Origin of the sequence: Brucella daejeonensis, from assembly GCF_014199265.1 — a bacterium.
GTDB classification, from domain to species: Bacteria; Pseudomonadota; Alphaproteobacteria; order Rhizobiales; family Rhizobiaceae; genus Brucella; species Brucella daejeonensis.
In genome coordinates, this window is record NZ_JACIJG010000013.1 from 66,191 (window position 1) to 79,794 (window position 13,604).

Here is a 13,604-nt window from a genome sequence, read left to right on the forward strand (position 1 = left end):
AAACGAGAGAGACGCACCCGCCCGACGTTCCGTTTGGAGCAGGCCGGGAGGCATGAGAGAGGAGCCCCTAAGGGGATTTACGGGGAGAGACATGGCGGACGTACATCAGAAGAACCACGACTATCATATCATAGCGCCGAGCCCCTGGCCGTTCCTGAGTTCGATGGGCGCTTTCGTGCTCGCAATCGGCGGGATTGCCTGGATGCGTTACATCAATTCCGGTGAACTGCCGTTCTTCGGCCTGAATGTCGTGACCCCGTGGATTTTCTTCATCGGCCTCGCGATCATACTTTACTGCATGTACGGCTGGTGGTCGGACACGATCAAGGAAGGGCATGAGGGGCATCACACCCGCGTCGTGTCGCTGCATCTGCGCTACGGCATGATCATGTTCATCGCCTCGGAAGTCATGTTCTTCGCGGCATGGTTCTGGGCTTTCTTCGATGCCAGCCTCTTCCCGAACGAGGTGCATCAGGTCGCGCGTGCCACCTTCACCGGCGGCGTCTGGCCTCCGAAGGGCATCGAGGTTCTCGATCCGCTCCATCTGCCGCTCTACAACACCGTGATCCTGCTTCTGTCGGGCACGACGCTGACCTGGTCGCATCATGCGCTGCTGCACAATGACCGCAAGGGCATGATCACCGGTCTTGCGATTACCGTGGCTCTCGGTGTGCTGTTCTCCTGTGTGCAGGCATATGAGTACATTCATGCACCGTTCGGGTTCAAGGACTCGATCTACGGCGCCACCTTCTTCATGGCGACCGGCTTCCACGGTTTCCATGTGCTCGTTGGAACGATCTTCCTTCTGGTCTGCCTGTTCCGTGCCATTGGCGGCGATTTTACGCCGAAGCAGCATTTCGGGTTTGAAGCCGCTGCCTGGTACTGGCACTTCGTTGACGTGGTCTGGCTGTTTCTCTTCTTTGCCGTCTACGTCTGGGGCGGCTGGGGTGCGCCGATGCACGCCGGCTGATCTGTAGGATCATCTGTCTGGAAGGCGGCCCTGGCAACATGGCCGCCTTTTGTTTGCTGGATAAGGGAAAAGGGGAAGTGCGATGCCGGACCAGAATATCTATCCCACGGTCGATCCGATCAAGAGCGGCGTTGCCGGACGCTGTCCGCGTTGCGGTGAAGGAAAACTGTTCGACGGCTTTTTGAAAGTTGCCCCCCGGTGCAATGCCTGTGGGCTGGATTATTCCTTTGCCGATTCCGGCGATGGTCCCGCTGCCTTCGTGATCCTGATCATCGGCTTCATCGTGGTCGGACTGGCCTTGTGGATGGAGGTGAATGTCGGCCCCCCGCTCTGGGTACATTTCATCCTTTGGGTACCGCTTGCGATTATTCTGAGCCTTGTCGCAATGCGGCTCATCAAGGGCATTCTCATCAACATGCAATATCGCAACAAGGCAGCGCCAGGTCGTATAGACGGCGGGCAGGATGACGGTAAATGACCACGGACCGGCAATCGCGCCGCTTTCCCTGGGGTGTGGTTGTTGCATCCGGTGTGGCGCTCGCCATTTTGCTGGCGTTGGGTACCTGGCAGGTGGAGCGCCTGCAATGGAAGGAAGCGCTGATCGCCTCGACCGAACAGCGCATACATGAACCACCGCTGCCATTGTCGGAAATGGAGAAGATCTACGAGAGCGGCGGGACGGTCGAATATCGCCCGGTGACGGTTTCCGGTACTTTCATGCATCAGGGAGAGCGCCATTTTCTGGCCACCCACAACGGCGCAGCCGGTTACTATGTCTATACGCCGCTCATGCTGGAGGACGGGCGCTTTGCGCTCGTCAATCGCGGTTTCGTCCCCTATGAAAAGAAAGACCCTGCAACCCGTACCGACGGACAGATCGATGGTCCCGTGACCGTGACCGGTCTGGCGCGCGACCCGTTGTCTGGAAAGCCATCCTTCCTTGTACCGGACAACGATATCGCCAAGAATATTTTCTATTGGAAGGATTGGACCGCGATGGCGGAAAGCGCCGATCTGCCCAACCTCGACGAGGTCGTGCCGTTCTTCGTCGATGCCAACGACAAGGCCAATCCTGGCGGGTTGCCGATCGGCGGCGTGACGATCATCGATTTTCCCAATAATCATCTGCAATATGCGGTAACGTGGTATGGCCTCGCTCTGGCGCTGGCGGGAGTTGTCGGGACGTGGCTTTGGCGCTATCGAAAGCAGGCTGCGGAAAACGGCGGGACTTGACATTGGTCCCGTTGCGGCCCAACTCCGGGCATGATTTTCGAGTAATGCCCAGCAGCCCCATGAACGAGTGTAGCGAATGACCGATCAACGTTCCCCTCTGGAAATCCGTCTTTGCGGCCCGCGCGGTTTTTGCGCCGGTGTCGACAGGGCGATCCAGATCGTCGTGCTGGCGCTGAAAAAATACGGAGCGCCGGTCTATGTGCGCCACGAGATCGTGCATAACCGCTATGTGGTGGAAGGGCTGCAATCGCGCGGCGCGATCTTCGTCGAGGAACTGGACGAGATTCCGGCCGAGCATCGTGATCAGCCCGTGGTGTTTTCCGCCCACGGCGTGCCGAAATCCGTGCCGGCCGATGCGGAAGCCAAGAACCTGTTCTATCTCGACGCTACCTGTCCGCTTGTTTCCAAGGTGCACAAGCAGGCGATGCGCCATCAGCGCCTTGGCCGCCATGTCATCCTGATCGGCCATTCCGGTCATCCCGAAGTCATTGGCACCATGGGGCAATTGCCGGATGGTGCGGTAACGCTGATCGAGACTGTCGAGGACGCTCGAAACTGTCATTTCGAGGATGAGGAGAAGCTGGGTTTCGTGACGCAGACCACGCTTTCGGTGGACGATACGGCCGGTATCATCGAGGAATTGCAGGCGCGCTTCCCCAATCTTGCGGCCCCGGCGGCGGAATCCATCTGCTACGCCACGACCAACCGGCAGGATGCGGTGCGTGCTGCGGCTCCCGGCTGCGATCTGTTCCTGATCGTCGGTGCACCCAATTCGTCCAACTCCAAGCGTCTTGTCGAAGTGGCGGAAAAGGCGGGTGCAGGCATGTCGATGCTCGTGCAGCGCGCTGCCGATATCGAGTGGGACAGGATTGGAGACATATCCGTTGTCGGTCTTTCGGCGGGCGCATCGGCACCTGAAATCATCGTCGACGAAATCATGGAAGCCTTCAAGGTGCGTTTCGATGTGAAGATCGAACTGGCGGAGACGATTGTCGAAACTGAGAACTTCCTCGTGAACCGTGCGATTCGCGATGTGGAACTGACCGTGCGGGACATGGCTTTCGTTAATGGGGAGCACCGGGTGGTCGGTATCCCGAAACAGACGCAGGGGAAATAAGCGGCATGGCCGTCTATACCGATATCAACGAAATCGAACTTGGCGCTTTTCTACAGCAGTACGACATCGGCACGCTGACTTCCTATAAGGGGATTGCCGAAGGGGTGGAGAATTCCAATTACCTTCTGCACACGACCGCAGGCTCCTTCATTCTCACGCTTTATGAAAAGCGTACCAACCGGGAAGACCTGCCGTTCTTCCTCGGCCTGATGCGGCATCTGGCGAAGAGGGGGCTGGAATGCCCGCAGCCCGTTGTGCGCCGCGACGGGGCGATGATGGGCGACCTCGCCGGTCGGCCTGCGGCGATCGTTACCTTTCTCGAAGGCATGTGGATGCGCCGCCCCACCGTGGAGCACTGTGAAGCGGTCGGTGTAGGTCTGGCGCAGATGCATCTGGCGGGGGCGGATTTTGCCATGCATCGTCGTAATGGCCTGACGCTTCCCGACTGGCGCCCGTTGTGGAACCTCTCGCGTGAGCGCGCAGATTCGGTTGAACCGGGTCTGGTTGCCGAAGCCGAAGCCGACCTCGATTTCCTCGAGAAGAACTGGCCCACCGATCTGCCGCAGGGCGTCATCCATGCCGATCTTTTCCCGGACAACGTTTTCTTTCTGGGCGACAGGCTGTCGGGTTTCATCGACTTCTATTTCGCCTGCACGGACATCTTGGCTTACGATGTCGCCGTCTGCCTGAATGCCTGGTGCTTCGAGAAGGATTTTTCCTACAATCGCACCAAGGGTGCGGCGCTGTTGCGTGGTTACACATCAGTGCGCCCGCTCTCGATGGCGGAAGCCGACGCATTGCCGATTCTCGCACGCGGCGCGGCCATTCGTTTCATGCTGACCCGGCTCTACGATTGGCTGAACGTTCCCGAAGGCAGTTTCGTGGTGAAGAAAGATCCGATGGAATATGTGCGCAAGCAGCGCTTCCATCGCCAGATCGAAACCGCCGCCGAGTATGGTCTTGAGCGCCGGGGAGTGGCTGCGTGAAACGGATCGAAGCCTTTACGGACGGCGCGTGTTCCGGCAATCCCGGCCCCGGCGGCTGGGGCGCAATCCTGCGTTGGAACGACAATGTCAAGGAATTGAAGGGCGGCGAGGCGGAAACGACCAACAACCGCATGGAACTGATGGCGGCGATCTCGGCGCTTTCTGCGCTGAAAGAACCCTGTGAGGTCGATCTCTACACGGACTCCGTCTATGTCCGCGACGGTATTTCAGGCTGGATCGAGGGCTGGAAGCGTAACGGATGGAAAACTGCGGCCAGAAAACCGGTCAAGAATGCGGAACTCTGGCAGGCGCTCGATGAGGCGCGCAAGCCACATAAGGTCAACTGGCACTGGGTCAAGGGCCATGCCGGTCACCCGGAAAACGAACGCGCCGACGAATTGGCTCGCGAAGGGATGGAGCCGTTCAAATATAACGGTCATAAATCATTGAAGGTAAGATAAGGGGCGGCATTTGCCGCCCCATTTGTTTTCAAAGCTGTTCAAGGAGTGCAGCGGCTGCGGAAGTCACAGCCTGTCCCGGCTGATCTTCGATATTGAGCGTCTTGACTGCACCGTCTTCGACAATGGCGGAATAACGCTTGGAACGGATGCCGAGGCCACCGGCAGTGGCGTCGAGTTCAAGGCCCGCAGCCTTGGTGAAGGCGGCCGAACCGTCGGCAAGGAACAGAATCTTGTCTTCGCCGCCCGTGCTTTTTGCCCACGCATCCATGACGAATGCGTCATTGACGGCGACAACGGCGATCTGGTCGACGCCCTTTGCCAGAATCGCGTCGCGATTTTCGAGATAGCCCGGCAGATGGTTCATGCTGCAGGTGGGCGTAAACGCGCCCGGAACGGCGAACAAAACGACCTTCTTGCCCTTGAAGACTTCATCGGTTGTCATCTCCTTGACGCCGTCCGCGGTCTTCACCTTGAAAGTCGCTGCAGGCAGTTTGTCGCCAACTTTGATCGTCATCTGATTTCTCCTGAGGGCAGGGGGATGGGTTGCCGTCTGTTCCGCTGCCGATTGTCAAAATTCCAGTCTCCCCGCGAAGCGCGGGCGGCACAGTTAACCCGATAACGGGCTGCGGGACAATTTCAAAACGCCGATACCGCCACCGGATGCGACAGAAAAAACGCTGTGCCTTCAGTCGAGTTTCACTTGGCCGGAGACAGCCTTCCCGTTTTGAACGATCGTATAATCGATAACGGTATTCGTCGCTTGTCCCCGCAATTGCGCGACAAAGCGCCTGCCGGATTCGCCGCCATCGACGGCAACCACATCGGAGAGTCCGATCGTGTCGCTGGCGACGAACAGCTCTGCGGGGGCGGTCGGGTCGGGAAGGGTGAGGTCGAAGATCGCCTTGTCCTGTTCGCGTTTTGCCTCGCTGATGCCGAATGCCGAAGAGGCCTTCGTCGGGAGCCGGTCGAATGCGGTTTCGATGATGGTCCGCGCGGCAGTGGCCTGTGACGGCGATTGTGATCTCTCGCCGTCGAGCGGAAAATCGAAGGCCGCCTGTACGGGAACGCAGATCTTTTCGCAGACACCGAGGAAAACATGACCTTTCAAACGCTTGTCGTCCGGTGTCAGGCGAAACGTCACCGGTAGCGAGACCGGATGCTTGTAACCGATGCCGCCTTCATCTTCGCCGTCGAACCGGACAGGGGCGGGAAAGGCGATCTGTGCCTTCGCCTCGCCCTCGATATTGATCTGGGGAGGGACACCCGCATCGCCGGGGTTGCGCCAATAGGTTTTCCAGCCCGGCTGAAGCTCTATCTGCAAAGCGCCTCGCAATTCGCGATCCCCGATTTTTCCCGCGCCATTATCCTCAATGATGACACGAACACGCCCGCCAGGTGTCTTCGTCCAGTCGGAGGTCGATGCCTGGGCTGGAAGCACCGGAACGGTGAGCAGAATGGAGGCGAGGGCGAGGATGCGAATAGTCATGGAGGAAGGATGGAACGAAAAAATGGCCGCTTCAAGCCCAATTATGCCGCCAGATAATGTCGCAATGATTGCGGGCATTTAGAGCCATTGCGATTGCCGTTTCATATAAACGCTTCCCGCGTCGAAGCCTGCCTTTGACATAAATGACCATTGTTATTTTATGCAGTCTTGCTACCTTCATACTTATGTCGAATATCAAAACGCCGACCAGAGAGCAGGGCTTTCTAAACGGGCAATTCCTGCTTGCCATGCCCGGAATGAGCGATGAGCGTTTTACGCGGTCGGTGGTTTATATCTGCGCCCACTCGGACGAGGGGGCCATGGGCTTCATCATCAACCAGTTGCAGCCGGTGGAGTTTCCGGACCTGCTGCGCCAGATTGGCGTCGTCGATGAGGATGAACTGATTGTCCTGCCGGAAAAGGCGCAGAATATGTTGGTGCGTAATGGCGGGCCGGTCGACCGCACGCGCGGTTTCGTGCTGCATTCGGACGACTATATGGTAGATTCGACAATGCCCGTTGCCGAAGAAGTCTGTCTGACCGCGACCGTCGATATTCTGCGCGCTATCTATGGCGGCAGGGGGCCTTCACGCGCCTTGATGGCACTTGGCTATTCCGGCTGGGCACCGGGGCAGATTGAAGCGGAACTGGCCGAAAACGGCTGGCTTACCTGCGATGCACCGCTGGATATGCTGTTTGATAGCGACATCGAAGACAAATATTCCCGCCTCATGCTTCACATGGGCATCTATATGTCCAGGCTCGTATCCGATGCGGGCCATGCTTGATGAGGGAGTAAGGGAGTAAGGGAGTAAGCTAAAAATAACTTGTTTTAGCTTATCCGCTTCTTTTTCATTCCGCTATCAAGCCGCTGCCGCATCCAGTTGCTCGCGGATCATCCGGGTCGCTTCATCACGGCTGGTCGGCTGGCCGAACATGAAGCTCTGCACATATTCACAGCCCATCTGGCGTAACTGGAGCGCATCGCTTTCGCTCTCCACACCTTCAGTGACGACTGCCAGACCGAGATCATGCGCCATGCTGACGATGGAGCGCAGCAAGGTCGCCTTCTGCGGCTGGTCGCCTTTCACGAAGGAGCGGTCGATCTTGATGATATCGAACGGGAAGCGCGTCAGATAGGCAAGCGACGAATAGCCGGTGCCGAAATCATCGAGTGAGAGGCCGATACCCATGGTCTTCAGACGGGCGAGCACGTAGGCGGACTGTTCCGGGTTTTCCATCAGGACGGATTCGGTCAGTTCCAGTTTCAGGCTGCCCGGATTGAGATGAATGCGCGACAGCACCGAGCGGACATCGTTGATGAGGTCCTGACGAATGAGTTGCGTTGAGGAGAGATTGACCGAAACGAAGAGTTCCAGTTTCGGGAAAAGTTCCTGCCAGGCGAACAGGTCTTCCGCCGCGCGTTGCATCGCGAAAAGTCCGAGCTGGATGATCAGTCCGGAATTTTCGGCAATCGGGATGAATTCCGATGGCGAGATTGCACCGCGTCGCGGATGTTCCCAGCGCATGAGGGCTTCGAAACCGGCTATGGTGCCTTCATCGAGTTTGACGATGGGCTGGTAGACGAGGCTGATCTCGTCGCGCTCGAGCGCGCGGCGCAGATCGGATTCGAGCTGGAGCTTGTCGCTGCCGATAGCGCGGAACGCCGGGCGGAACGGTTCGATACGGTCGCCGCCGAAGCGCTTTGCCTGATACATGGCAAGCTCTGCGTCCTTCACGAAATCTTCCGCCGTCGTGGCCGTTTTCGTCCAGGTGATGAGGCCGACGGAAGCCGTCAGCACGATTTCACGTTTCGCATAGGAAATCGGTGCGCGCACGGCTTGACGCAGCGCTTCGGCAAAGGATGCGATACGTCCCGGATCGCTTTCGGATGCGAGCAGCAGACCGAACTGGTCGGAAGAAAGGCGCGACAGCGTGTCCTGCGGCTTCATGAGACGCGCAAGGCGGCGTGAAACCGTGAGCAGGATCGTGTCGCCCGCCGACATGCCCAGACTGTCGTTGACCTGTTTGAAGCGGTCGATATCGATGATGAACACCGTTGGATGCAGGGTGCTTTCCCCGCGCGCCATATTCATGATGTTGCTGAGACGGTCGAGGAAAAGCTCGCGATTGGGCAGGCCGGTCAGATTGTCGTGCACGGCATCGTGCAGCAGGCGCTCCTCGGCCTTCTTCTGCTCGGTGACGTTGACCAGCGTGCCGACGCAGCGGACCACTTCGCCGTCCGAACCGATAACCGGTCGCGCGCGCAGCGCATACCAGTGATAATGCCCGTCATTGGCGCGCAGGCGGAATATCTGTCCGATGCGGCCGCGCCGGTTTTCCAGAATGGCATCGAGCGTCGAGCGAAACCGGTCGCGGTCGTCCGTATGCATGGCAGGCAGCCAGTTGCGGACGGGACCTTGCAGGCTGCTGGCGGTGCTGCCGAGATAGTTGGTGATGTCGGGCGTCGTTACCACGCGATCACGCGGTACGTCCCAGTCCCACACGATGTCGCCCGCGCCGATGACGGCAAGCGCCTGCCGCTCCATGTCGGACAGAAGTCCCTGTTGCAGCGCTCCGCCCGCAAAGGCGTGCTGCATGACGGTGAAACCGATCAGCAGGACGATGAGGACGAGGCCGCCACCAAGGGCGGGTTGCACGATATCGTTGTCGAGTTGGCCGGAAACGGTCATCCACGCGCCAAGGAGCCATATCAGCGTGAGAAGCCATGCCGGTATGAGCATGACGGCGCGGTCGTATCCCTTGACGGCCAGATAGCCGATGATCGCAACGCCGGATAGAACCGTGAGCGCCAGCGATATGCGCGCAATGCCGGAGGCAATCGGCGGATCAAACACGGCCACGCCTGCAAGCGCCAGCAGACCCAGAACCCACGTCACCGCGCCATAGCTGAAATGATCGTGCCAGCGATTGAGGTTGAGATAGGTGAAAAGGAAGATCACAAGCGAGGCGGCAAGCGCCACTTCCGTGCCCGCGCGCCAGATCTGCTCATTGCCCGGCGTGATCTCCATCAGCTTGTTCCAGAAGCCGAAATCGACGCAGATATAGGCCAGAACAGCCCAGGCGAGCGCTGCCGTTGCCGGAAACAGTGAAGTCCCCTTGACGACGAAAAGAATGGTCAGGAACAGGGCCAGAAGACCCGAAATGCCAAGCAGGATGCCGCGATACAGCGTGTAGGAATTTACGGCGTCCTTGTAGGCTTCCGGCTCCCACAGATAAAGCTGCGGCAGATTGTGCGAGGAAAGCTCGGCAACGAAGGTGATCACACTGCCCGGATTGAGCGTGATGCGGAAAACGTCGGCGTCGGTGCTTGGCTGGCGATCCAGCGCAAAGCCTTCGCTCGGCGTGATCGATGCGATGCGCGGAGAACCGAGATCGGGCCAGATAACGCCCGAACCGACGAGCCGGAAATGTGGCGCGACGATCAGGCGGTCGATCTGTTCGTCGGTGGGATTTGCGATCGAAAAAGCGGCCCAGTCTCCCGAGGCCTTGCTGTTCTGATCCGCCTGCACCTCGATGCGGCGAACAATACCGTCAGGGCCGGGCACGGTCGAGACCTGCACGCTTTCGCCCTTGTTGCGCAACAGTTCGACAGCGCGTGACAGATCGAGGGCCGTGTCTTCCTTCGAAATCTTGATGGGTTCGATGGCCGATGCATGGACGATTGAAAAAGTCAGAAAGACCATAAGCGCCAGAATGCGGACGCCAGCTTCAGACAATTTTTCTGCAAAACTCTTCACGAGCGTTCAACCTTGCCATTGATCACGCGGCCATTCGTCATACGTTTGTCGCTTTCTATCAGGGCGAAAAGCAGGTGATCCTGCCAGAAGCCGTTTATCTTGAGATAGGAGCGCAATAGTCCTTCTCTCTGAAATCCGGCTTTTTCGAGAAGCCGTATCGAACGTACATTATGGGGAATACAGGCTGCTTCGAGCCTGTGCAACCGCAGTTGATCGAATGCGAAGGGGATAATGAGCGATAGCGCTTCCGTCATGTATCCCTTGCCTGCAAATGGCGCACCGCTCCAATAGCCGATCATGCCGTTTTGCCCGACACCACGCCGGATGTTGCCCAGCGTGATGCCGCCAACCAGCTTGTTCTCGCCATTGCGGAAAATGAAGAACGGATAACCGGTCCCGGCAGAAATTTCGTCCTGAAAACGGCGTATACGATGGCGGAAGGCGCTCTTTGTGAGATCGTCCTCGGGCCATGTCGGTTCCCAGGGAGTGAGAAAAGCCCGGCTCTGTTCGCGCAGGCTGGCCCAGCTCGCATAATCGCTCATCAGCGGCTCGCGCAGATAGATGCGCTGCCCACGCAAAACAGTCGGATTGTTTCGGCGGAACGGCAGGCTGATCATGACGGGTTAGGGGAGTATGCGAATAGGGGAGTAGGGGAATAGGAAAAACAAAATGTTCAACATCACATACTCCCCTAATCACTTATTCCCTTAAACAGCAATCTTCCTCGTATGCGCATTCGTCGAAAGCGCATCCGACAATCCTTCGAAGTTCATCAGCCGGCCGACAGGGCCAACTCCTGCGATCGTCGGCTTGCTGTCCAGGAACAGACGTCCGGCGAGGTCGGTCAGCCGTTGCGGCGTAATCAGGGACAGGCGGTCCATCAATTCGCTGTTTTCGACCGGCCGGCCATAAAGCAGGAATTGCCGTGCGATCTGTCCGGCACGGCTCGCAGCGCTTTCCTGCGACATGAGAAGGCTCGCTCGATATTGCGCGCGGGCACGATCCACTTCCTCCAGACTGATGGAGTCGCTGGCCTTGTGAAGTTCATTGATGAGAACCGGAACGAGTTCAACCAGTTCGTCGCGCCCGGTAGCGGCGTGAATGCCGAACAGGCCGGTGTCCGAAAAGCCCCAATGGAAGGCATAGACCGAATAGCAAAGGCCGCGCTTTTCGCGCACTTCCTGGAAAAGGCGGGAGGACATGCCTCCGCCCAGCACCATGGAAAGGAGCTGCGACGCGTAAAAATCGCGCACATGGTAGGCGCGTCCCTCGAAGCCGATCAGCACCTGCGCGTCCATGAGCTCGCGGTTCTCGCGGAAGTCGCCCCCAACATAGTGAGCAAGATCGAGCGCCGGCGCCGTATTGTGGGCGCGGAAACCGCCGAGGCGCTTTTCGACCTCTTTCACGAAGGCATCGTGATCGACACCGCCGGCAGCCGTCACGACCATGCGGTCGGCGCTGTACTGTTCGTCCATATATTGGCGCAGATCGGCGGAGGTGAAGGCCATGACCGTATCCGGCTCGCCGAGAATGGCGCGCCCGATGGGCTGATGACGGTAAGCCGTTTCGGTGAAACGGTCGAAAACAATATCGTCGGGCGTATCGTGCGCCGCGCCGATCTCCTGCATGATGACGTGTTTTTCGCGTTCCAGTTCCGCTTCGTCGAACCTGGAAGCGGTCAGGATGTCCGACAGGATATCGATGGCCAGCGGCACGTCATTACGCAATACACGGGCATAATAGGACGTGGTTTCGACACTGGTGGCGGCATTGATCTCGCCACCGACATTCTCGATATCCGATGCGATCTGCCATGCAGAACGATTTTCCGTGCCCTTGAAGGCCATATGCTCAAGCAGATGCGCAATGCCGTGCCTGTCGGCGGCTTCGTTTCGCGCTCCGGCTTTTACCCATATTCCAAGCGCCACGCTTTCCACGTGAGGCATCGTATCGGTGGCTATCGTCAACCCGTTGGGAAGACGCGTTACTTCAACACCCATAAGCAAACTGCTCCCTGCATTCCCGCTCTGTTCTCGTCTCGGGGGCCGGTTCCTCAGGCTCTCGAATGGCGGCGAACGTATTCTTCCACGATTTTCAGCTCGTTGTGAAGAACTGTGAAGCTTTCTTTTCGCTGCATCAAGTCGGAAAGCCATGCCGGGAGCTTCGGCTCGACGCCGCTGGCCGCCTTTACGGCGTCGGGGAATTTGGCCGGATGAGCCGTTGCGAGCACGACCATCGGAGCATTGCCGGACACTTTTTCGCGAGCGACCTTCACGCCGATCGCCGAATGCGGGTCGAGCAGATATCCGTCCGCTTCAAGAACGGACTTGATGATCCCGGCGGTTTCTTCAACGCTGGATCGTCCGGCGGAAAACTCGCTGCGAATTGTCGAAAGCGGTTTTTCAGAAAGCGAGAAGCCGCCCGACTGCTTCAGGCTTTCCATCAGGCCGCGTACTGTCGCTGCGTCGCGCTCGTGCGCTTCGAACAAAAGCCGCTCGAAGTTGGAGGATATCTGGATATCCATCGAAGGCGAGGTGGTCTGCTCGACGCCGCGCATTTCATACGCGCCGCTTTCGAGGGTGCGCGAGAGAATGTCGTTATCGTTGGTGGCGATGACAAGCTGTTCGATGGGCAAGCCCATGCGCTTGGCGACATAGCCCGCGAAAATGTCGCCGAAATTGCCGGTCGGGACCGTGAAGGATACTGCGCGGTCCGGCGCGCCGAGGCTGAGCGCTGCCGTGAAATAATAGACCACCTGCGGCATGATGCGCGCCCAGTTGATCGAGTTCACGCCCGAAAGCGACATCGCATCGCGAAAGGCGAGATCGTTGAACATGCCCTTCACCAGGTTCTGGCAGTCGTCGAAATTGCCTTCGATGGAAAGGGCATGGACGTTTGCAAAGCCCGATGAGGTCATCTGGCGCTGCTGCACCGGCGATACGCGACCGTTCGGAAAGAGAATGAAGATATCCACGTTGTCGCGTCCGCCGAACGCTTCGATTGCCGCGCCGCCGGTATCGCCCGAAGTCGCGCCCACGATGGTCGCGCGTTTGCCGCGCTGCGCCAGGACATGATCCATCATGCGCGCGAGGAGCTGCATGGCGACATCCTTGAAGGCAAGCGTCGGGCCGTGGAAAAGCTCCAGCACGAATTCGTTCGCGCGGGTCTGAACAAGAGGGCAAACCGCATCATGGCGGAAAGTGCCATAGGCTTCATGCACCATCTGGCGGAAGTCCGCGTGCGGGATTTCTCCGTCGACGAATGGTGTCAGCACGGCCAGCGCGATATCCACGTAGGATTTTCCGCGCAGGGCGCGGATCTGTTCCGGTGAAAACCGGGGATATTCCTGCGGCAGATAAAGTCCACCGTCCCGGGCGAGACCTGCGAGCAATGCATCGCTGAACCCCAGAGCCGGTGCTTCCCCACGCGTGCTTATATATTTCATTTCTTGGGCCTTCGTTTCAGATCGGCGCGGTTTTGAGCCGCGTAATGCAATAGAGTGTCCCTAAAAAAGCCGCAAGGTTTTAAAGCATGTCGGTATGGATGGGGTTGCTCTCGGGAGCAAAAAACGGGAAAAACGTGATCGCATT

General features: G+C 58.4%; 13 protein-coding genes. 7 read left to right on the forward strand and 6 right to left on the reverse strand.

What is annotated here, in order from left to right; all coding sequences use genetic code 11:
• Positions 1 to 91: 91 nt before the first annotated feature.
• The 6 genes from FHS76_RS16200 to rnhA all read left to right on the forward strand — a co-directional run bounded on the left by FHS76_RS16200 (position 92) and on the right by rnhA (position 4,767).
• The gene (locus tag FHS76_RS16200) at positions 92 to 970 is read left to right on the forward strand and encodes a cytochrome c oxidase subunit 3 (RefSeq protein ID WP_183654971.1); all 879 of its coding nucleotides are present in this window, start codon (positions 92 to 94) and stop codon (positions 968 to 970) included.
• Between the two features lie 82 nt (positions 971 to 1,052).
• Positions 1,053 to 1,448 (forward strand): DUF983 domain-containing protein, encoded by a 396-nt coding sequence (locus FHS76_RS16205; protein WP_183654974.1) that lies wholly within the window; start codon positions 1,053 to 1,055, stop codon positions 1,446 to 1,448.
• Positions 1,445 to 2,203, forward strand: a complete 759-nt coding sequence (locus FHS76_RS16210) for an SURF1 family protein (RefSeq protein WP_183654978.1) — start codon at positions 1,445 to 1,447, stop codon at positions 2,201 to 2,203. The genes FHS76_RS16205 and FHS76_RS16210 overlap by 4 nt, the downstream gene beginning before the upstream one ends.
• Positions 2,204 to 2,279: 76 nt before the next feature.
• Positions 2,280 to 3,320, forward strand: coding sequence for a 4-hydroxy-3-methylbut-2-enyl diphosphate reductase (ispH, locus tag FHS76_RS16215; protein ID WP_183654995.1), 1,041 nt, complete (start codon positions 2,280 to 2,282; stop codon positions 3,318 to 3,320).
• 5 nt (positions 3,321 to 3,325) lie between these two features.
• A complete protein-coding gene (locus FHS76_RS16220; RefSeq protein WP_183654998.1) occupies positions 3,326 to 4,306 on the forward strand; it encodes a homoserine kinase in 981 nt (326 codons plus the stop codon).
• Complete coding sequence (gene rnhA, locus FHS76_RS16225; protein ID WP_183655001.1) at positions 4,303 to 4,767, forward strand: ribonuclease HI; 465 nt, start codon at positions 4,303 to 4,305, stop codon at positions 4,765 to 4,767. Before FHS76_RS16220 ends, rnhA begins: the two co-directional genes overlap by 4 nt.
• A gap of 28 nt (positions 4,768 to 4,795) precedes the next feature.
• Here the strand turns inward: rnhA and FHS76_RS16230 are convergent, their stop codons facing one another.
• A complete protein-coding gene (locus FHS76_RS16230) occupies positions 4,796 to 5,281 on the reverse strand; it encodes a peroxiredoxin (protein WP_183655004.1) in 486 nt (161 codons plus the stop codon).
• A 171-nt stretch (positions 5,282 to 5,452) separates the two neighbouring features.
• Positions 5,453 to 6,253 carry a protein-disulfide reductase DsbD domain-containing protein gene (locus tag FHS76_RS16235; protein WP_183655007.1) on the reverse strand — a complete coding sequence of 267 codons (801 nt, stop codon included), beginning with the start codon at positions 6,251 to 6,253 and terminating at the stop codon, positions 5,453 to 5,455.
• A 185-nt stretch (positions 6,254 to 6,438) separates the two neighbouring features.
• On the opposite strand from FHS76_RS16235, the gene FHS76_RS16240 reads away from it, so the two are divergent.
• Positions 6,439 to 7,041, forward strand: a complete 603-nt coding sequence (locus tag FHS76_RS16240; protein ID WP_183655010.1) for a YqgE/AlgH family protein — start codon at positions 6,439 to 6,441, stop codon at positions 7,039 to 7,041.
• Between the two features lie 75 nt (positions 7,042 to 7,116).
• On the opposite strand, the gene pdeA is transcribed toward FHS76_RS16240, so the two are convergent.
• From pdeA to thrC, 4 genes are all read right to left on the reverse strand, one after another.
• The gene (pdeA, locus tag FHS76_RS16245; protein WP_210306142.1) at positions 7,117 to 9,960 is read right to left on the reverse strand and encodes a phosphodiesterase PdeA; all 2,844 of its coding nucleotides are present in this window, start codon (positions 9,958 to 9,960) and stop codon (positions 7,117 to 7,119) included.
• Positions 9,961 to 10,010: 50 nt separating this feature from the next.
• Positions 10,011 to 10,631, reverse strand: a complete 621-nt coding sequence (locus tag FHS76_RS16250) for a GNAT family N-acetyltransferase (RefSeq protein ID WP_183655016.1) — start codon at positions 10,629 to 10,631, stop codon at positions 10,011 to 10,013.
• Between the two features lie 90 nt (positions 10,632 to 10,721).
• A complete protein-coding gene (locus FHS76_RS16255; RefSeq protein WP_183655019.1) occupies positions 10,722 to 12,014 on the reverse strand; it encodes a M16 family metallopeptidase in 1,293 nt (430 codons plus the stop codon).
• 53 nt (positions 12,015 to 12,067) lie between these two features.
• Entirely contained in the window at positions 12,068 to 13,459 is a 1,392-nt protein-coding gene (thrC, locus tag FHS76_RS16260; RefSeq protein ID WP_183655021.1) for a threonine synthase, read from the reverse strand.
• Positions 13,460 to 13,604: the final 145 nt, after the last annotated feature.

Coding starts and splice junctions, on each gene's coding strand:
- FHS76_RS16200 (WP_183654971.1), top strand. CDS start 92: ATGGCGGACGTACATCAGAAGAACCACGACTATCATATCATAGCGCCG.
- FHS76_RS16205 (WP_183654974.1), top strand. CDS start 1,053: ATGCCGGACCAGAATATCTATCCCACGGTCGATCCGATCAAGAGCGGC.
- FHS76_RS16210 (WP_183654978.1), top strand. CDS start 1,445: ATGACCACGGACCGGCAATCGCGCCGCTTTCCCTGGGGTGTGGTTGTT.
- ispH (WP_183654995.1), top strand. CDS start 2,280: ATGACCGATCAACGTTCCCCTCTGGAAATCCGTCTTTGCGGCCCGCGC.
- FHS76_RS16220 (WP_183654998.1), top strand. CDS start 3,326: ATGGCCGTCTATACCGATATCAACGAAATCGAACTTGGCGCTTTTCTA.
- FHS76_RS16230 (WP_183655004.1), bottom strand. CDS start 5,281: ATGACGATCAAAGTTGGCGACAAACTGCCTGCAGCGACTTTCAAGGTG.
- FHS76_RS16235 (WP_183655007.1), bottom strand. CDS start 6,253: ATGACTATTCGCATCCTCGCCCTCGCCTCCATTCTGCTCACCGTTCCG.
- FHS76_RS16240 (WP_183655010.1), top strand. CDS start 6,439: ATGTCGAATATCAAAACGCCGACCAGAGAGCAGGGCTTTCTAAACGGG.
- pdeA (WP_210306142.1), bottom strand. CDS start 9,960: ATGGTCTTTCTGACTTTTTCAATCGTCCATGCATCGGCCATCGAACCC.
- FHS76_RS16250 (WP_183655016.1), bottom strand. CDS start 10,631: ATGATCAGCCTGCCGTTCCGCCGAAACAATCCGACTGTTTTGCGTGGG.
- FHS76_RS16255 (WP_183655019.1), bottom strand. CDS start 12,014: ATGGGTGTTGAAGTAACGCGTCTTCCCAACGGGTTGACGATAGCCACC.
- thrC (WP_183655021.1), bottom strand. CDS start 13,459: ATGAAATATATAAGCACGCGTGGGGAAGCACCGGCTCTGGGGTTCAGC.